20 protein-coding genes are annotated in these 25,199 nt (G+C 67.7%); 9 read left to right on the forward strand and 11 right to left on the reverse strand.

Going from position 1 to position 25,199, the window contains the following annotated elements; all coding sequences use genetic code 11:
- Nucleotides 1-11 precede the first annotated feature (11 nt).
- The 6 genes from MUK71_RS01140 to MUK71_RS01165 all read left to right on the forward strand — a co-directional run bounded on the left by MUK71_RS01140 (nucleotide 12) and on the right by MUK71_RS01165 (nucleotide 6,815).
- Entirely contained in the window at nucleotides 12-1,340 is a 1,329-nt protein-coding gene (locus MUK71_RS01140; protein WP_227929243.1) for a sensor histidine kinase, read from the forward strand.
- The gene (locus tag MUK71_RS01145; protein ID WP_227904641.1) at nucleotides 1,328-1,972 is read left to right on the forward strand and encodes a response regulator transcription factor; all 645 of its coding nucleotides are present in this window, start codon (nucleotides 1,328-1,330) and stop codon (nucleotides 1,970-1,972) included. The genes MUK71_RS01140 and MUK71_RS01145 overlap by 13 nt, the downstream gene beginning before the upstream one ends.
- Before the next feature lie 123 nt (nucleotides 1,973-2,095).
- Nucleotides 2,096-2,926, forward strand: a complete 831-nt coding sequence (locus MUK71_RS01150) for an SDR family oxidoreductase (RefSeq protein WP_227904643.1) — start codon at nucleotides 2,096-2,098, stop codon at nucleotides 2,924-2,926.
- Between the two features lie 23 nt (nucleotides 2,927-2,949).
- Nucleotides 2,950-4,638: a class I adenylate-forming enzyme family protein gene (locus MUK71_RS01155; protein WP_227929244.1), complete on the forward strand. Its 1,689-nt coding sequence runs from the start codon at nucleotides 2,950-2,952 to the stop codon at nucleotides 4,636-4,638.
- Nucleotides 4,639-4,645: 7 nt separating this feature from the next.
- On the forward strand, nucleotides 4,646-5,893 hold the full coding sequence (locus MUK71_RS01160) for a beta-ketoacyl-[acyl-carrier-protein] synthase family protein (RefSeq protein WP_227929245.1): 1,248 nt from the start codon (nucleotides 4,646-4,648) through the stop codon (nucleotides 5,891-5,893).
- A gap of 358 nt (nucleotides 5,894-6,251) precedes the next feature.
- Entirely contained in the window at nucleotides 6,252-6,815 is a 564-nt protein-coding gene (locus MUK71_RS01165) for a chloramphenicol phosphotransferase CPT family protein (RefSeq protein ID WP_227929246.1), read from the forward strand.
- 28 nt (nucleotides 6,816-6,843) lie between these two features.
- Here MUK71_RS01165 and MUK71_RS01170 read toward each other — a convergent pair whose 3' ends face one another.
- From MUK71_RS01170 to MUK71_RS01190, 5 genes are all read right to left on the reverse strand, one after another.
- Nucleotides 6,844-7,455 carry a DUF305 domain-containing protein gene (locus MUK71_RS01170; protein ID WP_227929247.1) on the reverse strand — a complete coding sequence of 204 codons (612 nt, stop codon included), beginning with the start codon at nucleotides 7,453-7,455 and terminating at the stop codon, nucleotides 6,844-6,846.
- 112 nt (nucleotides 7,456-7,567) lie between these two features.
- Nucleotides 7,568-8,251 (reverse strand): DsbA family protein, encoded by a 684-nt coding sequence (locus MUK71_RS01175; protein ID WP_227929248.1) that lies wholly within the window; start codon nucleotides 8,249-8,251, stop codon nucleotides 7,568-7,570.
- 179 nt (nucleotides 8,252-8,430) lie between these two features.
- Nucleotides 8,431-9,039, reverse strand: coding sequence for an isochorismatase family protein (locus tag MUK71_RS01180; RefSeq protein ID WP_227904655.1), 609 nt, complete (start codon nucleotides 9,037-9,039; stop codon nucleotides 8,431-8,433).
- A complete protein-coding gene (locus MUK71_RS01185) occupies nucleotides 9,036-10,910 on the reverse strand; it encodes a hydantoinase B/oxoprolinase family protein (RefSeq protein WP_227929249.1) in 1,875 nt (624 codons plus the stop codon). The genes MUK71_RS01180 and MUK71_RS01185 overlap by 4 nt, the downstream gene beginning before the upstream one ends.
- 4 nt (nucleotides 10,911-10,914) lie before the next feature.
- Complete coding sequence (locus MUK71_RS01190; RefSeq protein WP_227929250.1) at nucleotides 10,915-12,990, reverse strand: hydantoinase/oxoprolinase family protein; 2,076 nt, start codon at nucleotides 12,988-12,990, stop codon at nucleotides 10,915-10,917.
- Between the two features lie 307 nt (nucleotides 12,991-13,297).
- Between MUK71_RS01190 and MUK71_RS01195 the strand changes: the two genes are divergently transcribed.
- The 3 genes from MUK71_RS01195 to MUK71_RS01205 are packed head-to-tail and all read left to right on the forward strand — an operon-like array spanning nucleotide 13,298 to nucleotide 16,273.
- Nucleotides 13,298-14,506, forward strand: coding sequence for a CaiB/BaiF CoA transferase family protein (locus MUK71_RS01195; RefSeq protein ID WP_227904663.1), 1,209 nt, complete (start codon nucleotides 13,298-13,300; stop codon nucleotides 14,504-14,506).
- Nucleotides 14,503-15,474 carry a beta/alpha barrel domain-containing protein gene (locus tag MUK71_RS01200; protein WP_227904665.1) on the forward strand — a complete coding sequence of 324 codons (972 nt, stop codon included), beginning with the start codon at nucleotides 14,503-14,505 and terminating at the stop codon, nucleotides 15,472-15,474. Before MUK71_RS01195 ends, MUK71_RS01200 begins: the two co-directional genes overlap by 4 nt.
- 10 nt (nucleotides 15,475-15,484) lie before the next feature.
- Nucleotides 15,485-16,273 (forward strand): GntR family transcriptional regulator, encoded by a 789-nt coding sequence (locus tag MUK71_RS01205; RefSeq protein WP_227904666.1) that lies wholly within the window; start codon nucleotides 15,485-15,487, stop codon nucleotides 16,271-16,273.
- A gap of 54 nt (nucleotides 16,274-16,327) precedes the next feature.
- On the opposite strand, the gene MUK71_RS01210 is transcribed toward MUK71_RS01205, so the two are convergent.
- The 6 genes from MUK71_RS01210 to MUK71_RS01235 all read right to left on the reverse strand — a co-directional run bounded on the left by MUK71_RS01210 (nucleotide 16,328) and on the right by MUK71_RS01235 (nucleotide 24,957).
- Entirely contained in the window at nucleotides 16,328-17,794 is a 1,467-nt protein-coding gene (locus MUK71_RS01210; protein WP_227929251.1) for an HNH endonuclease signature motif containing protein, read from the reverse strand.
- A 365-nt stretch (nucleotides 17,795-18,159) separates the two neighbouring features.
- Entirely contained in the window at nucleotides 18,160-19,077 is a 918-nt protein-coding gene (locus MUK71_RS01215) for an oxygenase MpaB family protein (RefSeq protein ID WP_227904668.1), read from the reverse strand.
- Nucleotides 19,078-19,144: 67 nt separating this feature from the next.
- Entirely contained in the window at nucleotides 19,145-19,372 is a 228-nt protein-coding gene (locus MUK71_RS01220; RefSeq protein WP_227929252.1) for a hypothetical protein, read from the reverse strand.
- A 34-nt stretch (nucleotides 19,373-19,406) separates the two neighbouring features.
- Entirely contained in the window at nucleotides 19,407-22,718 is a 3,312-nt protein-coding gene (locus MUK71_RS01225) for an ATP-binding protein (protein WP_227929253.1), read from the reverse strand.
- The gene (locus tag MUK71_RS01230) at nucleotides 22,715-23,506 is read right to left on the reverse strand and encodes a DUF4194 domain-containing protein (protein ID WP_227929254.1); all 792 of its coding nucleotides are present in this window, start codon (nucleotides 23,504-23,506) and stop codon (nucleotides 22,715-22,717) included. Before MUK71_RS01230 ends, MUK71_RS01225 begins: the two co-directional genes overlap by 4 nt.
- Nucleotides 23,503-24,957 carry a DUF3375 domain-containing protein gene (locus MUK71_RS01235; RefSeq protein WP_227929255.1) on the reverse strand — a complete coding sequence of 485 codons (1,455 nt, stop codon included), beginning with the start codon at nucleotides 24,955-24,957 and terminating at the stop codon, nucleotides 23,503-23,505. The genes MUK71_RS01230 and MUK71_RS01235 overlap by 4 nt, the downstream gene beginning before the upstream one ends.
- Between the last annotated feature and the right edge of the window lie 242 nt (nucleotides 24,958-25,199).

Genomic DNA, 25,199 nt, shown 5'->3' on the forward strand with positions numbered 1-25,199 from the left:
TAATCGGGCAGGTGACTATCCGTGCCGGCCTCGAATCCCGTTTCCGGGATGCCGCCTTCCTGCTGCGTGAGGGCGGCTACTGGCTCGCCTCCCTGGGAATGCTGGTGGCTGGCATTGTGCTGCTCCCGTTCCTTCCGCTGGGGGTGGGCTTGTACGCAGTGCCGGGGCTGCTGGGTACCCTGAACCTCCTGGCGGCGCGGGCCCAGGGGCGGGCAGCGGGTTTCACGTCCGCCGTGATCCCCTTTGACCGGCGGCATCTGGCCGGAAAGCATTCCTTCGGTGAACTCGCCGCCATGGTCAGCGCCTCGGAAACCCGGCGGGATGTGTCCTGGCTGCTGTTCCACGCTGCCTCCGCCCTGCTCGCTGCCGTGCTGACCCTGGCGCTGCCGCTGGGCGGTGTGCTGTATGTCCTGGCTGCCCCGTTCTGGCCGCTGTTTCCGCCGGATGCACCGCTGGAGCTGACCATCCCCGTCCGCAGCTGGACGGATGCCGGGCTGATGATCCTGCTGGGGCTGGCGTACGTGGCGGGGGCTTGGATGCTGGTGCCCTGGCTGGCCCGGCGGCTGAGCGGTGCCACTCTGGCGATCCTCTCGCCGCGGCGTTACGCGGACCTGGCCCGGCGGATCTCTGATCTCTCTGCGGCCCGGGCCAGCGCGCTCGCCGCCCACGCTGCCGAACTGCGCCGGATTGAACGCGAACTGCATGACGGCGCGCAGAACCGGCTGGTCGGCGTCGTGATGATGCTCGGGCTGGCGCAGCGGGCGGCGGAAACCGACCCGGCGGCGGCCGTGCCGTTTATCGGCCGTGCCCAGGATGCCGCGTCCGAGGCGCTGGCCGGATTGCGCGCCGCCGTGCACGATATTTACCCGCCGGTGCTGGATGAGCTGGGCCTGGGCGGAGCGGCGTCGGCCCTGACCAGCCGGTCACCCATTCCCTGCTCCCTGAACATCACCGGCCTGCAGCGCGCCCCGGCAGCGGTGGAAGCGGCCGCGTACTTTGTGCTGGCCGAAGCCCTGACCAACGCGGCGAAACATTCCGGCGCGGACCGGATTGATGTGGTGCTGCGGACCGAAACCGCGGGCCGGGAGGAGATCCTGGTGGTGCAGGTGGACGACGACGGCGACGGCGGTGCCCGGGTCGGCGCTGCCGGGGATTTGCCGTCCAGGGGCGGGGCTTCCAGGGACGCGGCGTCCGGCGGCGATGAGCCCGCCAGCGACGGCTCGGGCACCGGGCTGGCCGGCATTGCCCGGCGCGCGGCGGCGTTCGGCGGCCAACTGATCCTGACGAGTCCGCCGGGCGGACCGACACACCTGCGAGTGGAGCTGCCATGCGCCTTTTGATTGCCGAAGATGATGCCCTGCTGCGGGCCGGAATGCAGCTGCTGCTGCAGAGCGAAGGCTTCGAGGTGGTGGGTGCGTGGGATAACGCCGATGACCTGCTTGCCGCATTCGAACCGGGCAGCGCCGACGGCGCCGTGCTGGACGTACGGATGCCGCCCACCTTCACCAATGAGGGGCTGAAGGCCGCGCTGGAGCTGCGGGCCCAGGTCCCGGACTTCCCGGTCCTGGTGCTGTCCGCGTATGTGGAGGACCGGTACGCCAGCCGGTTGCTCGGCTCCGGTGCCCAGGGCGTGGGCTACCTGCTCAAGGAACGGGTGGGCAACGTGGGCGAGTTCGTGGACGGCCTGCGCCGTGTACTGGGCGGCGGGACCGTGATGGATCCCGAAGTGATTGCCCAGCTGTTCAGCCGGCGCTCCACCGAGGACCCCATCCGTTCCCTGACGCCGCGGGAGTTTGAAGTGCTGGGCCTGGTGGCCGAGGGGCTGGGCAACACCGCCATTGCCGAGGCCATCACCGTGTCAGAAACCGCGGTGAGCAAACACATCGGCAACATCTTCGCGAAGCTGGGGCTCGCGCCGTCGGACAGCGGCCACCGGCGGGTGCTCGCCACGCTGGCCTACCTGCGTTCCTAGCCCGGCTACCCGCCCTCCCGCACCAGGTGCCGCAGGTCCGGGCCCGGGTTGCCCGCCGGGTCTTGTTTCCCGGCGGCGTCCGGTGACAAGGTGTGAGGCACGGACCGGCCCGGGAGGTTGCACGTGGAACAAAGCGAGGCAAAGATCGCCCTGATCACCGGTGCGTCCCGCGGTATTGGGCGGCGGGTGGCGGAGCGCCTCGCGGAGCAGGGCACCCAGGTGGTGGTCAGTTACCGGCAGAACGCGGAAATGGCCAAGGAGACGGTGGCGAAACTGCAGGAACTGGGCGGCGGCGGGATAGCCGTGCAGGCGGACGTGGAGAATCCCGAGGACATTGTCCGGCTTTTTGATACCGCCGCGGATGAATACGGCCGGCTGGACTACTTCATTAACAATGCCGCCGCTGCCGCCTTCAAGAACGTGGTGGACCTGAAGACGCATCACCTGGACCGGGCTTATGCCGTGAACGTGCGCCCGTTTGTGCTCGGCGCCCAGGAAGCGGTGAAGCTGATGGACCGCGGCGGGCGCATTGTGGCACTGACGAGTTACGGCAGCAGCCGGGCGTTTCCCACCTACGCCGTTCTGGGTTCCTACAAGGCCGCCGTGGAGTCCTTTGTGCGGTTTATGGCTGTGGAATTCGCCGGCTACGGCATCAACGTGAACGCCGTGAACGGCGGACTGATCGATTCGGATTCGCTGGACTACTTCTACTCCATGGAGGGCATGGCCGCCATGGAGAGCGTGCTGTCCCGGATTCCCAAACGCCGGGCCGGCACCGTGGACGAGATGGCGGCCGCCGTGGAATTCCTGCTTTCACCCGGCGCCGAGTACATCACCGGCCAGGTGCTGGCCGTGGACGGCGGCCTGTCAGTGATTGCCCCGCCCTTCCATTCCGAGGCCTCGGGCCCGCCGATTCAACTTCCGGACCGGCCCACCCGGGACCGCCGCCAGTAGCCGGAACCCACCAGGAGGCAGCTGTGAGCTACGATTCCACCCGCTACCGGGACTATTTCGAGCACTCCCTCACCTATGCCGCCGGGTTTGGCCGCAACGTGGCCCGGTACGGGGACAGCATTGCGCTGGTGGACCCGCCGACCGGCCGGGAATGGAGTTACGCGCAGCTCGGTGCCGCCGTGGACTCCGTCGCGCGCGCCCTGGCCGAACGCGGCGTCGGACGCGGTGACCGGGTGCTTTACCAGCTCTACAACGGTGTGGAGTTTGCCCTGCTGTATCTGGCCACGCAGCGGCTGGGCGCCGTCAGCGTCCCGGTGAACTACCGGCTGGCGCCGGCGGAAACCGCGCACATCCTGCGGGACAGCGATCCGGCCGTGTTTGTGATCGACGCCGAACACGCGGACGGCGCGCAGCGGGCGCTCGAGCTGGCCGGCGTCTCCCCGACAGTGCTGGTGGCCGGCGGCAACGACGCCGGGCACTGGGGGATGGGGTCCGGTCACCTGGGACAGGACTTCGACGCCGCCGTGGCCGAGGCATCCGGCACCCTGCCGGACCTGCCTGCGGACTTCTCCACCTTCGAGGAAAGCACCCGGTTCTACACCTCCGGCACCACCGGCATGCCCAAGGGAGTGCCGCTGCCCTCCATTGCCGAACTGATGAGCGCCCACGACGTGATCATGCATTTCCCGCTGACCCCGCAGGACCGCACCCTGAACATGACCCCCTGGTTCCACCGCGGCGGGCTGCACTCCGGCGGGCCCAACCCGGTGTTCTACATTGGCGGATCGGTGGTGCCGCTGCGCAGTTTTAATCCGGCCACGGTGCTGGACTGGGTGGGGGAGCAGGGGCTGACCTACCTGATCGGCGCGCCCACCACCCTGGAGATGATCGCCGCCGAGCAGGAGAAAAACCCGCGGGACCTGACCACCCTGCACGGCATTGTCACCATGGGAGCGCCGCTGGACCGCGCCGCCGCGATCCGGTACCAGGAACTGCTCACCCCGCGCCTCTTCAACGGCTATGGCACCACCGAGGGATTCTGGAACACCTTCCTGCGCCCGGAGGACCTGCCGGCCCACGCGGGCAGCGCCGGACGTTCCTGCACGGACGACGACGTCGCCGTCGTCCGCGTGTTCGAGGGCCGCCGCGGGCAGCCGCACGAGCTGGCCGCCCGGGACGGCAGCGAAATCGGCGAGGTGATCATGCGCTCGCCGAAGTCCGGGTTCAGCTATGCCAACCTGCCGCAGGTGGAGGAGGAGAAGTTCCACGACGGCTGGCTGTATCCCGGGGACATGGCCACCTGGGATGCGGACGGGTACGTGACCATCATGGGCCGGACCGATGACATGATCATTTCCGGCGGCGAGAACGTCCATCCGGTGCAGGTGGAGGCCGCGCTCGCGGACCATCCCGGCGTGCTGGACTCCGTGGTGGTGGGGGTCCCGGACGATCAGTGGGGCCAGCGCGTGGTGGCCTACGTGGTCCGGCGGGATGAGGCAGTGGATGTGGACGGCCTGGACGCGTTCTGCCGGGAACACCCGGGCCTGGCGGACTTCAAGCGGCCGCGCGGCTACCGCTTCGTGGACGAGGTGCCGCTGACCGCAACCGGGAAGAAGATGCACTATAAGGTGGCCGATTCCGCCGCCCAGGACTGGCTGGACGGCCGGATGCATGTGCCGGGGGCGGGGCGGACGGCGGCGGCGGATGGGTGAGGGGCCGATGGCTGGGGGACGAGCAGCTGAGCGGGTCGTCATCACCGGAATGGGGGCGGTGACTCCGCTGGGAAACACCTGGCCGGACACCTGGTCCGGCCTGCTGGCGGGGCGCAGCGGGATCGAGAAGATCACCGCATTTGACGCCTCGGATTTCCCCACCCGGATTGCCGGCGAAGTAAAGAACTTCGACGCCGCCCGGTTGCTGCCGGTCAAACGCCTGCGCCGTTCCTCCCGCGCCTCCCATCTGGCCGTGGCGGCGGCACGGGAAGCGGTGGCCGACGCCGGACTGGGCGAATCGCTGGAAGGCACCGAAGCGGCGGTCCTGATTAACAGCGCGGTGTCCGGGTATCCGGAAATCCAGGACGCCACCGAGACACTGGGCCGGGACGGGCTGCGGCCCATCAGTCCCAGCTTTGTCGCGTCGTCGCTGACCAATATGCCCGCCTGCGAAGTGGCCATTGACCTGGCGGTGCACGGGCCGGTGAACGCCAGTGCGCTGGCCTGCGCCAGCGGCACTGCTGCCCTGCTGGAGGCCCGCCGGACCCTGCTGGCCGGCGACGCGGACGTGGTGGTGGCCGGCGGTACCGACGCGGCGATCACCTCGGTGATGTTTGCCGGACTCTCCGCCATGCGCGGGCTCTCCCGGCACAACGAGTCCCCGCAGGAAGCCAGCCGGCCGTTCGATGCGGACCGGGACGGTTTTGTCTTCGGGGAAGGGGCGGTGGTGTGCACGCTGGAGCTGCTCAGCCATGCCCGGGCCCGCGGCGCCGACGTGTATGCCGAGGTGCTGGGCGGGGCGATGACCAGCGACGCCTTCCATATTGTGGCTCCCGAACCCAGCGGCAGGTATGCGGCCGAAGCCATCTGCCGCACCCTGGACCGGTCCCGGCTGAACCCGGAGGACGTGGACCTGGTGGCAGCGCACGGAACCTCCACACTGGCCAATGACCGGACCGAAACCCTCGCCCTGCATGCGGCGTTCGGTGAGCATGCGCCGTCGTTGGCGGTCACCGCACCCAAATCCATGACCGGGCACCTGATTGGGGCGGCAGGCACCCTGGGCTCGTTGCTCTGCGCCATGGCCGTCAGGGACGGCGTTATTCCGCCCACCATCAACTACACCACCCCGGATCCGGAGTGCGATCTGGACTATGTGCCCGGGACGGCGCGGGAATCCCGGGTGCGCTATGCCGTGACGAACGCCTTCGGGTTCGGCGGGCAGAATGCCGTGGCGGCGTTCGGGCCGGTCTGAGCCTGCTTGTTGCCGTTCGCCTGTCGGGGGTGGCGCCTGCGGGCGCTTGCGGGTGACAGCCGGGCGCCTGCGGGTGACAGCCGGGCGCCTACGGGCCCGGAACGGCGGCAACGAAATTTCCGCGCTCGCAGAGCTCGCAGGAAATATTAAAGCCGCCTTCCTCCGGGCCCTCCGGTGCCCCCGGTGCCCTCCGGTGCCCCCGCCGTCAGTCGCCTGGCCCCGACCCGTGGCCCCCGGTTGTTAGCCGCCCGGGACCCGCGCCCGTCGTCCGTCCGCCCCGTTACCCGGGACCCGGTGCCCTTGTGTCAGTCCCGGGCCAGGTTCCTTTTCCCGGGGTGGACTCCGTTAGGCTCGCTGCATGTCTGTCCGCCGAAGTCCCCAAGTGCTTGTCCTCAATGGTGGATCCAGTTCGGGTAAAACGTCCCTGGCCCGGGCGTTGCAGGAGGTTCTGCCCGGGATCTGGCTGACGTTCGGCGTGGACAGCTTCATCGATGCCCTTCCCGGCGGAGGGGACAGCCCGCGTGCTGGAATCACCTTCCCTCCGGACGGCACCGTCAGCGTCAGCGCCGCCTACCGTGCGCTGGAGGCCTCCTGGTACGCCGGGCTCCATGCCATGGTCCGTGCCGGTGCCTGCCTGATCCTTGACGAGGTGTTCCTTTCCGGCGCTGACGGGCAGGACCGGGTGAAGGCAGTCTTCAGCGACGTGGAGGTGATGTGGGTAGGCGTTCACTGCCCGCCCGATGTCGCCGCGTCCCGGGAGACGGACCGTCCGGACCGGGTGGTCGGCATGGCCAGGGCGCAGGCCGCCAGCGTGCACCGCGGAGTCGTTTACGACGTGGAAGTGGACACCAGCCTCGCTGCCCCCGACGAGTGCGCACACCGGATTGAGCGCGCCGTCGAAAGCAGGGTCCCGCAGGGCTAGGTGTTGTCTCAGTACAGCTAGGCTGCGTCTACAGCCCGGCAAGCAGCGCGTTCATGCGCTCGATTCGCGGGAACCGGTCCTCGTACACGCCGTGCGCCAGTGTCAGGACCTCTTCATTCTGTCCGCCGCCCACCTGTCGCTGGTACTTGTCGATGGCGGCGTCGTGATGCACCGTCATCGACTCCAGGTAAATGCGGGAGGCGTCCGTGCCCTGGGCCGCTTCCAGGGCGGCCACCTCGGCGGTGCTGAGCAGGCCCTCTCCCTCGGCGGTTTCAGCATCAGGAGTGGCCTGCGCCGGCTGGTCCCTGGCATCGAGCCAGGTGGTCAGGGTGTCCATTTCCGATCCCTGGGTCTCTTTGATCTCCCCGGCCAGCTCCGCGACATCCGGGCCCACGCCCTCCTTGGCAAGGATCATGTCGCTCATCTCCACTGCCCGCTGCTGGTGCGGAATCATCGATTGGGCAAACTGCACATCGGCATCGTTGTGGCCGAGCGGCCCGGTGGGCGGAGCGGTTTCCGGGGCAGCAGTATCCGCGCAGCTGCTAAGGGAAAGGACCACCGCCAAGGCGAGGGCGGGAAGCAGCCTGAGCAGTGAGCGCGGGGAGCGTCCCCGGGAAGTTGCCTTGGACGGTGTGGTCATGATTCCCCCTGTACTGCGTTGAGACCTGTGTGGGCCCAGCGTAGCCATCCCATCAGGGCAGGGCAACGTGGGGCCGCACCGGCCTCTGCCCGCTTAGTTGTCCTCTGCCCGCTTAGTTGTTCAGGGCGTTATCCAGCGGTTCGGAGATTTCGCTGTAGTCGCCGGTTTCCAGCTGTACGGCCTTGCCGTCCAGATAGAGCGTGGGCGTGCCCCGAACCTGGAGATCCTGGGCATCCTGCAGGTCCCGCGCCACACGGTCCTTGATGGCGTCCGAGGAGTAGTCGGCGGTGAACCGGTCCATGTCCAGGCCCAGCTCTTCGGCGTACTGCTCGAAGATGCCATCCACATCGGACTCGTTCTTCCAGTCCTGCTGGTGCTCGAAAACCTTGGCCGCCATTTCCTCCAGCTTGCCCTGTTCCGCTGCGGCTTCGACGGCGCGGGCCGACGGCTCAGCGTTCTGGTGCTTGGGCAGTGGATAGTTGCGCACCACGATGCGGACCTGGTCGCCGTAGTCGGTCTTGGCCTGCTGGATGAGCGGGTCCATCATGCCGCAGTACGGGCACTGGTAGTCGGTAAAGAGGACCAGGGTGGCCTGCGGATCGGCCGGATCGGTGATGGTCCGGGCATCAGCGGGAACCAGCTTGTCCATCTGGTCCGCCGGGATGGTGACTTCCGCGGAGGCCGAAGCGGAAGCGGTGGCGCTGGTGTCCGGGTTTGCGGAGTCCGTCCCGCAGGACACCACCCCTCCACTCACAAGCAGTCCGGCAATGATCAGTGAAGGTACAACCCTGCGCATAGTTCCTTTCCGGATCGGGGAAGCGCGCGCAGCACGCGCCAAGTACGGGTTGGACAATGCTTTCCTTCAATTTTCCTACCGGCACGGCAGGCTTCGAAAGGGGTTTTGCGGCCTGCCCGTGTGATCTTGAACGGGTCAGTGGGTGAGCCGGATTACCGGGGCGGGTTATCCAGGCCGGGCTATCCGGCCCGGAAATACTCCATCACTCCGGCGCCGTCCCAGATTTCCGCATACTTGGCCTGCAGGTCATACAGCGAGGCGTTGTGCACCGTTTCATCCCGGTCTCCGACGGCGTCTCCCACCACAATCGGAATGAAGCCGTGCTGCACCGCATCCACGGCCGTGGCGCGGATGCAGCCGCTGGTGCTGGTGCCCACAATCACCAGGGTGTCCACTCCCCGGGCACGCAGCCGCTCCGCCAGATCGGTGCCGAAGAAGGCGCTCGCATACTGTTTGACCAGCACCGTCTCACCCTCCGCCGGCGCCACTTCCGGCATGATCGTGCCCAGCGGTGCGTCGCCGATCAGCAGCCGCAAGGCCGGGACCTTCAGGATGAAGACCCCGCCGTCCGCGCCGTCGGGCGCGTAACTGACCCGGGTGTGCAGCACCGGAATGCCGACCGCCCGGGCCGCCCCGATCACCGCGGCGGCAGTGTCCAGGAAATCCTTGTCCGGCAGGCAAAGCGGGCTCTGCGGCTCGAAGTAGGCACGCATCAGGTCCACGGACACCACCGCCGGTGTGGCGCCCGGTGTCAGGCTCCCGTCAAAGCCGGAGGCGAAGCCGGTCACAGCATCGCCACCGGGGGAGTCGGTGCGGCCAGGCCGGTTTCGGCGAGGCTGTTGGCCAGCAGGTCGGAGAGTTCACCGCCCCGGTTGAACAGGGGCAGCGGCTCCTCCCGGGTGGCACGCAGTTGGGTGCGCAGCTCAGCGGTGGCGCCGTCGTCGAGCATCCCCTTTTCCGAGCACACGACGCCGTAGCGGCGGGCGCCGTCGGCGGTGACCAGCCCGCGGCGCACTTCCTTGGCCACCAGTTCCGGATCCCGCTCCAGCGGATCCCCCCAGCCGCCGCCGCCCCACGTGACGAAGTGCAGCACATCGCCGGGGTGCACCGCGACGTCGTGCACCTTGGAGGGCAGGATGTCCGTGCTGCCGTCCGCCCGGTCAATCCATTTGCGGCCCCGGGCGCCCGGATCGCCGCCGCGCACTCCCCAGGGGTAGGTGAGCCACCGGTCATCGTGGATGGCGATGGTGCCCGGTTCCAGGAACCGGTAGGCAACATCCACCCCGTTGCCGCCGCGGTGCAGCCCGGCGCCGCCGGTGTCCGCGATGGTTTCCCAGCGTTCAATGACCATCGGGTAGTAGGACTCCAGGTACTCGCAGGGGATGTTGGTGAAGGAGGGCCAGAGGGAGTGCCCGTCCGGTCCGTCGCCCACGGGCCGTCCCGGGATACCCCCGAAACCGATGGAGTAGAGCTGGAACCACTCGCCCTTGCGGTCCCCGGAACTGTAGTTCCCGGAGTACATAAAGTGCGGCGAGGAGGAGAACCCGGCGCCGTTGAGCAGATCGGGATTGGCCTGGCCGAGCAGCCCGCCGAAAAGGTCAAAAAGCCGGCCGATGCCGTGGTTGCGCCCGTTCAGCGCTGCGGGGTAGCGGGGTTTCCAGAAGGTGTCCTCGGGGATTTCCACGTCCACCAGCGGATAGAAACCGTCATTCCACAGGATCTGCGGATCCGCGACGGTGATCATGTAGATGCCGAAGAACATCCGGATCAGGTTTTCGTTGATGTAGTAGTTGATCGGGCCCTGCGCCTGCGGGCTGCTGCCGGTCAGGTCGATCAGCACCTTTTCCCCGGTGCGGGTGATGGTCATCTTCAGTTCGTAGGGACCGAAGCCGCGGCCGTCGTCGTCAATGAAGTCGGTGAAGGAGAGCGGTTTGCCCTCTTCGAACACCATGGAGAGCAGGGTTTTCATGGCCCGGTAGTTGCGGTCCAGCAGGGCGTTCAGTGCCGAGGTGTAGGTGTCGACGCCGAAGCGGGCGCACATTTCCTGCACCCGCCGGGCGGCGGTGCTGCAGGCTGCCACCAGTCCGTTCAGGTCCGCCCGGTTCCAGTCCGGCTTCCGGACCTGGTTCAGGATGATGCCCAGCGATGTCTCGTCCCGTTCCCCGCGCCGGTAGAGCTTGAACGGCGGGATGACCACACCTTCTTCGAAGATGGTGCGCGCGTCGGTGGGCATGGACGCCGGGGTCTTGCCGCCGACGTCGGTCATGTGGCCGAACTGGGAGGACCAGCCGACAATCCTGCCCTCGTAGAAAATCGGCATCACCACCAGCCAGTCATTGGCATGGCTGATGGCGGCGCCGCAGGAGTACGGGTCCGAGGTCATCAGGACGTCGCCCTCCTCGATGGTCCCGTTGAAGTTCTCCAGGAAATCCGGGATGGAGAGGCCGAACTGGCCCACGATCATTTTTCCGGCCGGGTCCGCGATCAGCGGGAACTCGTCATGCTGTTCCCGGATGCCCGGGCTCAGGGCCGTGCGGAAGAGGGTTTCGTCCATTTCGTAGCGGGCGCTGCGTAGGGCGTTTTCGATCAGGTCGAGGGTGACGACGTCGACGTCGACCGCCTGCAACGGCTCGGTGGCGGTCTCCACAAGCTGGGCCATGGGGCTACTCCTTGGAATCTTCGACGGGGCGGATGAGCAGGCTGCCGTGCGGGTGCACCGTGGCGGCGTGTCCGGGCAGGACGAGGGTGGTGGAATCCATTTCGGCAATCACTGCCGGGCCGGTGACCACGTTCCCGGCGAGCAGCCGGTCCCGGTCATAAATGGTGGCCTCCACCGTGGCACCGTCCACGTAGATGCTGCTTTTGGTGCGTTCGGCGGCCGACGGATCGGTGCCGCCGGATTCGAGGGTGATCGCGGCAACCTCCGGATGCGGCCCGTTGACCGTGGCGCGGACGGTGACCAGCTCGTGGTCATTGTCCAGCAGGAAGGAGAACAGCCGCTGGTGCTCGGCGTCGAAGCCTGCGCGGAGGGCGGCGAAACCGCTGCCGTCCCCGGCCTGGAAAGCCGGGAAATCAATGGGCACCGGGATTTCGAAACCCTGTCCGTGGTAGCGGACATCAGCCGAGTAGGTGGTGTTCAGGTCCTCCTCGCCGAGCCCGGCGGAGAGCAGCGTTTCCCGGGCGGTGCCGGCCAGTTCCTCCAGCAGCCCGGCCAGGTCGGCGTCGGAAAAATCGCCGAACGGGCGCACGAGGGTGCGCGCCGCTTCATCGCGCAGGCTGGTGGTCGCGTCCCCGTAGGCGGAGAGCACGCCGGGGGAGGGCGGAATGATGACCGGCCAGGCGCCGGTGAGTTTCCCCAGCGCGTTGGCGTGCAGCGGTCCGGCACCGCCGAAGGCCACCAGGGCGAAGTCCCGGGGATCAAAACCCTGCTGGGTGGAGACGAGTTTGAGCGCACCGAACATGTTTTCGTTGACAATGTGCACAATGCCTTCGGCCGCGCGCTCCACCTCGTTCAGCCCCGTGGCATCGGCAATGGTTTTGACCGCCGCGGCCGCTGCTTCTGTATCCAGGCCGATTTCGCCGCCGGCCAGCTGTGAGGGCAGGTAGCCGAGCACCACGTTCGCGTCCGTGACGGTGGGTTCGGTGCCGCCGCGGCCGTAGGAGGCAGGGCCGGGGGCGGCACCGGCGGACTGCGGGCCAACCCGCAGTGCCTGGGTCAGCTGCGGAACGTGGGCAATGGACCCGCCGCCGGCGCCGACGGTGCGGACGTCCACGGAGGTGGCGCGGACGGTCAGGTCACCGACGGTGGTTTCGCGTCCGATCCGCGGCTGCAGGTTCTGCACCAGGGCGACGTCGGTGGAGGTGCCGCCCATGTCGAAGGTCAGGAAGTCTTTGTAGCCGGCCTGTTCTGCCGCCCAGGCTGCACCGGTCACCCCGCCGGCCGGTCCGGAGAGCAGCAGCGAAACCGGGTTGTCGGCAGCAACCGCACCCGAGACCAGGCCGCCGTCGCTGCGCAGGATGGAGAGCTGGGCATTCATGCCGGCGTCGGTCATCTGGGCGTCGAGGTTGCGGACGTAGCCGGACACCTGTCCCTGGACGTAGGCGTTGGCCACGGTGGTGATGGCCCGCTCGTATTCGCGCAGTTCCGGCAGCACCACCGAGGAACGGGAGACGGGGATTCCCGGAAGTTCCTCGGCTGCAATGTCCGCAATCCGCGCCTCGTGGTCGCCGTTGGCGTAGGCATTGATGAGGCAGATGCTCAGTGCTTCGATGCCGTTCTCCCGCAGCTTGCGGAGCTGCGCCCGGACGTTCTCCTCGTCCAGGGGGATAAGCACCGACCCGGTGGTGGAAACCCGTTCGGTGACCTCCACGGTGTCTTCCAGGTCTGCCAGCGGTTCAGGTTTGGGCCAGATGATCCAGCCGGCCAGTCCGCCGGGGACAAAGGAGCGGGCAATCTGCAGGACCTGCCGGAATCCGCGGGTGGTCACCAGCCCGACGCGGGCGCCCTTCTTCTCCAGGATCGCGTTGGTGGCAACGGTGGTTCCGTGCAGGACATCGCGGACCTCGGCCGGATCGATGCCTGCCGCTGCGCAGACCTGGCGGATGCCGTGCAGCACCCCGGCGGACTGATCTTCGGGCGTGGAGGAGGTCTTGTACCGGTGGGTCTGCCCGGTGTCCTCATTGACCAGCAGAATGTCGGTGAATGTGCCGCCCACATCTACGCCTAACCGAAATGCCATCAGTTCTCCTTGGGGGTGGCCCGGCATCCTTCCGGCCGTGGCGGCGCTGAGACGCCGGAGCCGGGCAGATATGCGGGGACGGGATGTGCGGGGTGGAAGCATGTCGGAACATTGCGGGTGATGCTGTGCCGTGTCCGGTGGCATCAGGTTAGGTGTGACGTACACCACTGTCAAGACATTGCATACAACCCGTTGCTGCAGCCCGAGTAATTCCTTGACATCTACCTAGGGCGACTGCCAAGTTGTATGCATCACGGCTTCCGTCACTGCGGAAACCGTTCCCGGCACCATCCTCAGGAGGACCACCATGACAGCTTCCGGACAGTCCGCCGGGCCGTTGGCCGGGGTGCGGGTGGTGGAAATGGGCCAGCTGCTGGCGGGGCCCTTCTGCGGCCAGCTGCTTGGTGACCTGGGGGCCGACGTCGTCAAGATCGAAGACCCCGCGAAAGGGGATCCGCTGCGCCAGTGGGGACGGCAGCTGCCGCAGGGACAATCGCTCTGGTGGTCCGTCGTCGGGCGGAACAAACGCTCCGTCACGCTGAACCTGCGCGATCCCGAAGGTCAGGAGCTCGCCCGGCAGCTGATTGCCGGGGCTGATGTCCTGGTGGAGAACTTCCGCCCGGGGACCATGGAGCGCTGGGGACTGGGTTTCGCTGAGCTGCAGGAGCTGAATCCTGGTCTGGTGATGGTGCGGGTGTCCGGCTTCGGGCAGGACGGACCCTATTCGCAGCGCGCCGGCTACGGTGCAATTGGCGAGGCCATGGGCGGGCTGCGGTATGTGGTGGGGGATCCGTCCACGCCGCCGTCCCGGGTGGGGATTTCCATCGGGGATACCCTCGCTGCGCTGTTCGCCACCATCGGAGCCCTTGCCGCGCTGCAGGAGCGGCAGACCAGCGGACGCGGACAGATTGTGGATTCGGCGATTTACGAGGCGGTGCTCGGCGTGATGGAGTCCCTGGTGCCGGAATGGCAGGTCACCGGATACCAGCGGGAGCGTACCGGTGCGGTGCTGCCCAATGTGGCGCCGAGCAATGTGTATCCCACGCAGGATGGGCAATGGCTGCTGATTGCCGCGAACCAGGACACCGTGTTCGCACGGCTGGCCAAGGCGATGGACGCTCCCGAACTGGCTGACGATCCCCGTTACGCCAGCCACGGGGCCCGGGGTGAGCGGCAGGAGGAACTGGATAACCGGATTGCCGCATTTACCTCCGCACTGGATGCGGAGAAGCTGGAGGCGCTGCTGGAAGAACACGGGGTGCCCTCCGGGAGGATCTTCCGGCCGGTGGACATGTTCGCGGACCCGCAGTTCCAGGCCCGGGAATCCATCACCGAGGTGGACCACCCGGTGCTGGGGCCGGTAGCGATGCAGAATGTTTTTCCGCGGCTGAGCCGGACCCGGGGGACCGTGCGCTGGCCGGGCCCGGAGCTGGGTGCCCATACCGCGGAGGTGCTGGCCGGCATCGGCGTCGATCCTGATGCGTTGGCGCAGCTGCGGGCGAGTGGTGTGGCATGAGTCTGCCCGGGTTGCCGCAGTCAATCCGGCTGGTGGAGGTGGGGTTGCGGGACGGCCTGCAGTCCGTGCCCGAACCGCTTGCGACGGCGGAGAAAGTGGAACTGGTCCGGCTGCTGATCGACGCCGGGGTGCGCGAGATTGAGGCGGTGTCCTTTGCGCATCCGAAGGTGCTGCCGCAGCTTGCCGATGCTGCGGACGTGATGGCTGCCGTGCCGCGGGTGCCCGGCGTCCGGTACCGGGGTCTGGCGCCGAATTACCGCGGTGCCGAACGGGCCGTTGACTGCGGCCTGGACGAGCTGGTGGTGGTGGTGTCAGCGGACGAGGAGGTCAGCCTGCGCAACCAGCGGCTGACCGTCACGGAGGCGCTGTCCGGTCTGGAGCGCGTCGGGAAACTCGCCGAAGGTGCGGGCCTGCGACTGGTCACTGCGGTGGCGTGCTCGTTCTTTGCGCCGGCCCGGGGTCCGGTGCCCCGGGCCGAACGGCTGCGTGCGGTGCAGGCTGCCGTGGATGCCGGGTCTGCCGGGGTGTATCTGGCCGGGACCTCCGGGGAGGAGGAGCCCGGGGAGATGTACGACGGCGTGGCGGAGGTGCGCTCGCTGTATCCGGGCCTGGAGGTGGGAGTGCATCTGCATAACCGCAACGGGTTTGCTCCTGCCAATGCTTTGGCGGCGATGCTGGCCGGTGCGGACTGGTTGGAAGGCTCCTTTGCCGGGCTTGGCGGGGACCTGTGGTTTCCCGGCGATCCCTCGGTCCTGGGCAATGCGCCGCTGGAGGATCTGGTGCACCTGTGTGACGGGTTGGGGATTTCCACCGGGATAGACCTGCCGGCGTACATGCGCGCGGTGGACCGGAGTGTTGAACTGACCGGGAGGCCTTCGGCGTCGTTTGTCTCCCGTGGCGGCACCCGTGCCGATCTTGCGGCCGCGTCCTGGCCGGAGCTGCCCGAACCTGCTGCCGGTCGGGGATAACGTGGTGGGCATGGAAGAACCCCTCGCGACGGCCGGGACTGCGGGATCTGGCACGTCTGCTGCGGCGCCAGAGCAGCCCGCTGCGCCCGCTGATGTGCAGGCGCAGCCTGCTGCTACACCGGCACACCCTGCAGCGCCCGCTGATGTGCAGGCGCAACACGGCGTTCCCGCTGATGACAGTGCCTATGCCCGGATCCGGGAACTGATCGCATCTGGCGAGCTGGGACCGGGGGACTGGCTGCGCGAAGCAGCGCTTGCCTCGCGGTTCGGTGTCAGCCGCACTCCCATCCGGGAGGCCCTCAACCGGCTGGCTGCCGAGGGGATAGTGGAACTCAGCCGCAACAAGGGTGCCCAGGTGGTCAGCTTCAGCGGCAAGGATGTGGCGGACCTGTATGACGTTCGTGCCGGGTTTGAGCCGCATGCTGCATTGCTGGCGGTGCCCCGGCTCTCGGATGCCGATGTGGACCGGCTGGCCGAGCTGGCAGCGGCCATGGAAGAGGCTGCTGGTTCTGGATCGCTGGAGGGACTGAGCGCCTTGAACAAGGAATTCCACGAGATTTTTGTCCAGCGGTGCGGCAACCGGCACTTTGCTGCAGCGCTGCAGACGCTCATGCGTCCTGCCGTGGTGGCTCACACCTTCCATAAGTACAGCCCGGAAGCGTTGCAGCGCAGCATGTCCCATCACGCCGAGCTTGTGGCTGCAGCCCGGGCCCGGGACGGGGAGTGGGCCGAAGCGGTGATGCGGACGCATATCCTGGCTGCCCGGAATGCCGCGGGGGCTGTGCAGGCTGCTTCGTAGGCGGGGGCTGGCGTTCCCTTGTTGGTCCGCCTTGTAGGTCCGGGATGAACCTTGTCAGAACGGGGGTACCTCTTCCGGTCCGGGGACGGAGCGTGCGTTTGGATCCGCGTCCGCCAGTTCCAGGAAGGGCTCGGTCCGGTAGACCCGCCCGGTGGGCGAGGTCCATTCCAACACCCCCGGCTTCGGTTGGCAGGCTTTCCAATAACCCAGGGTCTTGAACCGGTGATGCCTCCGGCACAGGTGAGCCAGGTTCGAATGCTCGGTGTTCCCGCCTTTGGCCCAGTCTTTGGTGTGGTCAATCTCGGTCACCCCGGTACTGACCCGGCAGCCGGGGAACCGGCAGGTCCCGTCCCGTGCCCGTAACCAGCGGGCGAGTCCGGCGGGGACTTTCCGGCGCCTGCCCACCCACAGGATCTCTCCGGTGTGCGGGTCCCGGACGAGTCCGGTCCAGCGGGTAGCGTTGCGGGCCAGCCGGCGGGCCGCTTCGGCACTGATGGGCCCGTAACCGTGGAGTTCGGCGGGTTCCTCGTCAGCACCGAAGAGGGTTTCAGCGCTGATCAGCACCATGATGTCGGCGCGCGGGATGCTGCCAGTATCGTCCGGATCGGTGATCCCGGCGGCGGTTTTGTCCGCGTGCCCGCCACCGTCGGCCGCCCCTGCGTGCCCTCCACCTTCGGCTTTGTCCGCGCGCTGGCTGCGGGCTGGTCCGAGGCCGCCCATGAGCAGTTGGGCGAGGATGTCGGCACGCAACTGGTCCCTGGTCCGCGGGTCCCCGGCCGTCTGTTCTCCCTGGGCGGAGGTGCTCAGGGCGGTGTAGATCTGCTGGGCGTCCGGTGCCGGCAAAAGGGCCGAGAGCCAGGACATACCGTCCTCAACCGGATCCAGGGTGACCTTCCGTTTCTCGAAGGCGCTTTCGTGCCGAGCAGGAATGGTCAGTGGATACTGTTTCTCCCGCAGTCTGCGGGCTTTGGCGGAGAACTGTGCCCGGGTCAAACCTTCGGCAGCTGCCAACAGATCCGCTTCGAACTCCTGCAGGTCAGCGGCGGGAACGTTCTCGCACTGCTCCAGAACCACTTGCGCATGCGGGTAGCTGAACGTGCCTTCCTGCAGGGCGGTGAGGGTGGAGGCGTGCGGGCCGCAGAGGCTGCCGGCCTCGTCCATCAGCCGCTGTGCGGTCATTTGCGGGATTCTTAGGATGGCCGCACACTCGGTGGAAGCGAGGCTGAAGGCCATACCCGGTTCCAGCCGGCCGGTGGCGTCATGGTAGCTGTCCCGGAAGACCTCCTGCATATGGTTCATCAGCCGGGCCTGCTGGGCCTGGGCCCAGGAGATCAGGTGTCCCATCCGGCCCAAGGCTTCGCCCGTGGTTACTTCGTCGAAGGACTCAAGATTCGCCAGGGCCAGGATTCCGGTAAACCCATCCGGATAAATGTTGCCTGAGCATTCCGCATTGCCTGGGGCGCCCGCGGGACCGGTGAAAGCAGTGGCGCTGGCTGCACCCATGGAACTTGCAGCGGGCATGGCATCCGCAGACCCCGCGACAGATTCACCAGCCGGATCAGCGCAATAGATCGCAACGCTGGGCGCCGCACATGGTGTTGAGGGCGCATCCGGACCGCTGGCTGCCCCTTCCCGTGGAAGGTCTTCGCCGGCCGGCATTCCGGTTCCGCACCCGGTATTCCCGTCCTGATCCATGCTTCAGCATTTCATCCGGCACTGACATTTCCGGGCCAAAAAAGCTCCCAAAAGGACCCGCCAGAGCACCAGCAAATACCTGTCTTTTTGGGTCCACTACTCGTGTTCAAAAGGGGTCGCCTTGGAAAGGAAAACGGTAGTGAATCGACGAGCAGCGCCCTGCCAAGTGCACCGCCATCACACACCACCCGTCACACCCCGCCCGTCACCCGCGCAATCCGCTCGCGTGCCGACCGCTCGCTGGGACCCATAGGACCCAGACCCAGCCGGATGACACCCAAAACCAGTTTCACGGGAAACCGCATGGGCACCGGCACCGGTCCGATATGCGGCGCCTTCAGCCCGAGCAGCTCCCGATGCTTCGGTTCCAGACTGGCAACGGCACCGGCAAACAGCACCCGGTAGCCGAAACGCTGGTTCCGGGGCAGCGGAGGCCGACGCAAAAACCGCAACGCCTCCTGCACGTACTCGCTGCTGCGCAGCTGGGCATCATAGGAAGCCATCTGCTTGCGCAGCTCGTCCTCGGACCGGGTCGGATTCGGAATGCCCATCAGTTCCCCGGCCACCGCCCACTCGGCGACATAGGCGTCCGGCCCGCCGGGAATCGACGCGCCGTAGCGCTGGTGCGAGGAAAGGAACGCGTCGGTGAACGCCAGATGCACCCAGCGGGCAATTTCCGGATCGTTGGCGGAATAGGGCTGCTCGACGTCGTCGGCGTCCACATAGGTGCCATGCACCCGCTCATGCAGCCGCAGCACCCAGTCCGACCCGGCCTTGGCCGCATGCGTGTCCCCGTACGTGACGGTGAAGATCCAGCGGATGGTCCCGGCCAGCCGCCCCAAGGGATCCGAGCGATAGTCGGAGAAATCATGTACCCCGGCCATCGCACCCGGGTGCAGTGCCTGCAGCAGCAGGGCCCGGATGCCCGCGATGATCGGCGTCATGGACCCGTGCACCGCCCACACCGCTGACTCTGGACCGAAGTGGCCGACGTCGTCGCCCTTGGCCAGCTCGAGCTCCCACTGCGGAATCTCGGTGGCGTTGTTGCTGAACGTGCCGATCAGCTGGCGGCGCCAGGTGGCGATGGATTTGGGAAGGGAAATGCTCACGTCTCCCAGTCTCGTCCCGTTCGGGCTGTGCCGCCAGCGCGGCCGACAGCACAGCAGAAGCGGCAGGCTACTCGCCGGCCGCGCCGCCGGCCGCGCCGCCGGTCCCGTCTCCGGACTCCGCACGACGGCGGGCGTTCCGTGACCGGGTCACGGCACCCACCACGCCTGCCGCGAGAAACAGCAGGGCAGCGATCTGCAGAACCCAGGCAATGCTCTGCAGCGGGTCGAACGTTGCCAGCAGGATGCACACCATGCCGGCAAGAACGAGGACATTCACCAGGTGTTGGTTTCGCATGCGCCACCCTTTCACAGGCCGGGCAGGATGTGAATCACCGCAGCAGGATGTCCACCGACCGCGAGTTGCCCAGCCCGCGCTCGAGCACGCCGGACCGGTTGGTGACGTCGTCGCGCAGGATTTCGGTGACCGAGCCCAGGAAGCGGGACAGGTCCACCTTGTCCTCCGGAGCCGCCAGCAGCAGCTGGAAACCGAACTCGTGCAGGGCATTGATGGACGCCTCGGCGAAGGACAGCGAGGACTTCACAAACGCCTCGTCCATCATCACCGTGCCGTAGGTGCTGAAGCCCTGGGACACAATGCCCAACTGGTACGCCAGCGCGGAGGCCATGATGAACGCGGTGAAGCGCTGGCCTTCGCCGCCGGACATCAGCGACGCCTGCAGGTTGGTGTACGTGTGGCCGTTGGCCAGGCGGTGCGTGCAGGTGATGGTCACGTGCGAACGGACGTCGAGCACCTCGGCCCGCCAGCGCTTCTCCTCCGGGTCCTTCAGCCGGTCCACCAGCGCCTCCAGCGCAGCGTACCGGGCATCCATGTCGGCCTTGTCCTGACGTGAGCCCATCATCGGCAGCGCGTTTTTCAGCTCGGTACGGAACTTGTACGCGGCGTCGGGAATGGTGGTGGCCACCTCGATCTCCAGGTGGCTGCCGGCGTGGTATTCCACCCGGCGGAGCACGGAGTTCAGCGGCAGCAGGCGGGAGGAGATGCTGCGGCGTTCCTCGTCCAGCAGCTGCAGCAGGTCGCTGAACCGCTCGTAGGTGCGGTTGTTGAAGTACTCGCTGAACTCGGCTTCGCGCTGCGGCAGGCCCTCGGTGATGATGCCCTCGAACCGGTCCTCGTACGCGCCGGCAGCCTCCACGGAGGTGCCGAAGTCCGAGCCCCACTTGTCCGAGAACGTCTCGAAGGTCCGCTCCAGCTTGGCGCGGGTTTCCAGCAGGGTCTTCTCCAGACGGGCCTGTTCGGTGATCAGGGCACGCTCCACCTCGCCCGCGGCTTCCTTCAGCCGGGCGGCGTCGGTCAGGTCGCCGAACGGGTCAAACAGCTCGGCCAGCGCGGTCCGCAGCCCCTCGGACAGTGCCTCGGGTGCCTTCGCGGAGAGCGCGCTGCGGCGTTCGACGGCGGCGGCCAGGTCGGCGTCGAGCCTCGCCGCTTCGCCCTTGAGCCCGCCGACCTTCTCCGTGGCGGCGGTCAGGTCCAGCTCGGCGGTGTCCAGTTCGAAGCGGATCTGCTCCAGGTCCGCGTTGGCGTCCCGGGCGGCATCCAGCCGGTCGGTGGCCTGTTCGACGGCGGCGCGGGCCTCGTCTGCGGAGAGTTCCTCCCAGCTGCGCTCGTCTTCGGCGACGCGGCGGACGGCGGCCAGCCGGCGCACAATTTCGTCCTGCTCGGCGGCATGCTGCTTCGAGACGGTGTCCGCCTCTTCGAAGACGGTGCGCAGGGCCAGCAGTTCGTTGCCGAGCGCCGCGACGGTGTCCTTGTTGTCGAAGCCCAGCACGTTGTCCGAGGCCTTGGTGTGCCGGTCATCCTTTTCGGTGGTGCTGCGGTTGCGCTTGACCGCACCGCCCAGGCTGACGCCCTTGGCGACGCCGGCCAGCCCGGCCGGGTCCTCCACGCAGACGAAGTCGTAGTGCGCGGTGATTTTCCGGCGTACCCAGTCGCCCATGGCTGAATCGTGGGTGAGCAGCTTGGTGATCAGGTCATCCGGGCCGGGCTCGGCGGGCCCGTCCAGCGGCACGGACACGTCGATGCAGCGCACGTAGCCCTGCATGTCGTTTTCGCTCAGGAACCGGGTGACCGCTGCCATGTGCTCGCCGGGGACCAGCAGGGCAGTGGCCAGGGAACGCAGGGTGCGTTCGGCGGCCGGACGCCACTGGGCGTGTTCGGCGGGCAGGTCGATCAGTTCCGCGGCGAACGGCATGTCCGCTTCCCTGATGCCGGTGGCGGCGCAGATCCGGGTGCGCTGGTCCAGGGATTCCTGCCGGATGTTGGACTTGCGGCGGCGGAAGGAGCCGATCTCGTTTTCAAGCTTCGCGATCTGCCCCTTCAGGGACCAGGCCTCGCCGTGCGCGTTGCTGCTGCGCTCCTTGGCGGCCTCGAGATCAGCGGTCAGGGACTTCATCAGGTCCGTGGCACGGCTGCGGGCGGTGACCAGCCCGGCGGGGGAGAAGTCGACGTCGATCCCCGCTGCGGCGAGCTCGTGCCGGAACGCGGTTTCCACGGTTTCGCGGGAGCGCAGCTGTGCGGCGGCGGCGGCGAGTTCGCGTTCCAGGGTGGCGATGGCGCCGCCGCCCTCTGCGGCGTAGCGGGCGCTGAGCGCGTCGCGCTGGTCCTTGAGCGTGGCGCGGCGGGTTTCCGCGGCGGAGAGTTTGGCGCGCGCAGCGGAGGCTGCGGCGTCGAGCTTCTCCGCGGTGCGGGTGGCGCCTTCCAGGGCCAGGCGCTGCCGGTAGGCGGGCAGCCCCTCGGTGGTCAGGGCGCGGTTGTGCGCCAGGGCGTCCGCGGCCTGCCGGTAGCGGGCGTGCAGTTCGGGGACGGAGGCCAGGTGGTCGCGCTGCTGCCGGGCACGTTCGAGCTGCCGGCGGATGCTGCGCAGGTGGCTGAAGTCCTCCACCGCTTCCTCGGCGGCGGTGAGGGTGCGCGGGGTGTCCAGCACGTTGGTGCGGAAGAAGTCATTGACGGTGCCGCCCAGGCCCTTGCCGGTCTGCAGGATGCGCAGCAGGTTGAACGCCTTCTCATCCTCGACGCCGAGTGCCGCGCGGTAGCGTTCGGCGAACATCTTGTGCGAATCGAACACGGCGGCGCCGGGCAGCAGCGCCTCGAGGCTGCCCTTGGTGAAGCGGCCGCGGATGCCGGTCTGCAGGGCGGCGAGGTCCAGGGGCTTGTTGTGCACCAGGTAGAAGCGGCCCAGGTTGTGTTCGGTGCCGGAGGCGGGCAGGTCCATGACCACGGAGAGGGAGGTGATCTGGCCCAGCCCGTTGTCGAAGGTCAGGCAGACCGCGGACCAGGTGGCGCCGGGACGCTGGTAGGCGGTGCCCGCGCCGTCGTCCGCTCCCTGCGTGCCGAGCCGTCCGCGCATGTAGGAGAAGGCGGTGCGTTTTTCCTCGGCGTTGGTGCCGTTGTTGTTCTGTGCGGCCTCGTTCATGCGGGGGCGGGCGTCCATGACCAGCAGCATGGCGTCGAAGACGGTGGATTTGCCCACGCCGGAATCGCCGGTGAGCAGGGTGCCGGCGCGGTCCACCTTGATGGTGTGCGCGCCGTCGAAGGTTCCCCAGTTCACGATCTGCACGGAGGAGAGCCGGTTCTGGCCGGGGTTGATCAGGTCTCCCATGGGGAGGGTGGTTTCGATGCTCATGCCGGCTCCTCGCCGTCGTTCGTGGCGGGGGTAGTGTCCAGATCCAGCGTGGCCGCGCCGTCGTCGTCCGCTGTATCGTCCCCAGCGTCCCCGGCGAGGGTCTGCATAAAGGTGACGATGTCGCCGATCTGACTGTAGGGCAGGGCCAGCGGCAGGGCGGGGGAGATGACCCAGACGTTGTCCAGCTCGGTGGGGATGAGCAGGCGGCGGTCCTGGACGAGCTTGCGGATGGCGGCGTCCGCGGTGTCCTCCACGGACTTCGCGTCGCGCTGGCCCGGATCCACGTAGGCCTCGAGCACCTCCAGGATGTCCTGCCGGGCGATGGTGGCCTCGTTCCCGGTGCCGGTGTGCCGGTCCAGGATCAGCCGCAGGCGCAGCAGCAGCAGGGTTTCCTCGCGGGTCATTTCGCGCTGGCGCTGCAGGGCGGAGGTATGGGGCTCGGGCATTTCCACCGGGCGCAGCAGGGCGACCTTGCGGTCCTCGTCAATGACCAGGGACAGGAACAGTTCGCTGAGGCGCACGCGCAGCTGCTCCTGGTTGTCCACCACGGTCTCGTACACGTTGTCGCTCGAAGTGGCGTCCAGGTAGGGGCCGCGCAGCAGTCGGATCAGGGCCTGGCGCAGCTTCAGCGGCAGGGTGCCGGTGTCGCCGGGGAACAATTCGGGGCCGTCGACCAGCAGGTCACGGGCTGTTTCTGTTTCCTGCTCTTCTGCGTCCAGCTCCGGGGTTTCCGGGGTGCTCTCGTCCAGGGCGTTCTCTTCCGGGGCGGCGTGGGTGGTCTCGCTCATTTTTCGGGGGCTTTCGCGACGGCGACGGCGGGCAGCAGCGCGGTGCGCTCGCTGCCGTCGATCTGGGTAAAGGTAACGGATTCAAGGGGTTTGCTTGCATCAAAACCAGCCGAGCCGCCGGCGAGGAGGGCGCGGATGCTGTTCAGGTGCCGATGTTCGGGCGGCAGCTGCTCGAAGACCTGGGCCACCGTGGCACTCGGGCGTTGCGCGGTCGCCCGGGAGACGGCGTCGGCCAGCACCCGCCGGTCCGCGCGCGGGGTGCGGGCCGAGCGGTGGATGTCCGCCTCCGTGAACTGCGGCGGTTCGGGCAGCGTGCGCGGGGCGGCGTGGTCCTCGGGGTTGTAGACCCGGACCATGCTCAGCGACTCGAAGCCTGACCCGTACAGCTGCGGCGCGGGCACGACGGCGGCGCGGCGGCGTCCGCGCGGGGCCTTGTGGATGGCGGCCTCGGCGGCGCGGATGAGCTGGCGCAGCTGCACGGACTCGCGGTACTCGTCGCTCTGCACGTAGGTGTGCATGGATTCGGAGAGCCGGCCGTAGATGCGGTGGATTTCGGTGGCCTGGTCGCGCATGTCGGAAATCAGCCGGTACAGGCTCTGCCGGTCCTCGGGGGTCAGGTTGTCCGCGAAATCGCGTTCGAGGACCTCGGCGATGGCGGCGCGGAAGCGGGCCTGCTGGTCGGCGTCGTTCAGGAAGGCGGTGAAGCCTTCATAGGTGCGGCCTTCGGCGGTGCTGCGCAGCTTTTTGTCCGCTTCGAGGATTTCGCCCATGGTCAGGCCCTTGGCGGCGTTGGATTCCACCATTTCCTGGCGCAGGTTGTGCAGCATCTTTTCCAGGCCGTCGCGCATCCGTTTGAAGTCGGCCGGCAGGGCGGCGGCCAGGTCCAGGATGTCGCGGGCGGCTTCGACGGCGGTGTCCTCCGGCAGGGGCGGGGGAGCCTCGCCGGTTTCCAGGGCGCGGATCATGTCCTCGCGGCGGGCGACCTCTTCCTTAAGCACGGCGATGCGGGCGGCGGGGTCCGGATTGGATTCCTGCGCGAGGTTTTCCACCCGGTCCAGCAGGGTGGCCAGGCGGGAGGAGTTCAGGGAGGTTTTGTCGCTGCTGAACCCGTCCAGATAGGAGAGGAATCGGGCGGAGGATTCGGTGAGTTCGTAGACGAACTTCCCGTCTGCTCGCGGCCGGGCGAGGAAGCGGCGGGCCACCCAGTCATCGGCGTAGTTCCGGCCGGTCCAGTCCTCGCGCAGCTGGACGCCGTCCATGCGGAGCCGGGTCAGGAAGCTGTCCGTCATGGCGTGGAAGTCGTCCAGCGGGACCCGCGGCCGGGTGCGGGTGAAGGCTTCGCAGAAGAGGGCCAACACCCAGGCGTTGGCGTTGGTCAGTTTCCAGCCGGGGGCCGCCTGGAGCCGCTGCAGTTCGGCCCAGCGGGCAACGGCGTTCTCGATGAAGGACATTCTGCGCTTTCCGGCCGTGCGGTGAGGAGAGACGGGCCTCCTCGATTTTAGCCGGGTGGGAGGGTGCGGTGGGGCAAGGGCGTCCGGGGCGGGAAGCTTCGGCAACGGTAATGCACCTAGCATGGCCCTAGCACTAATCACCCCGATGTAGCCACGCCGATTCAAACTGAGTTGACGGGCGCACTGGGTGATGATGAGAAGATGATTCAGCAAGTCTTGCATCTTTCGCGTATGGCGCACGC

Source organism: Arthrobacter zhangbolii, assembly GCF_022869865.1.
Classification (GTDB): domain Bacteria; phylum Actinomycetota; class Actinomycetes; order Actinomycetales; family Micrococcaceae; genus Arthrobacter_B; species Arthrobacter_B zhangbolii.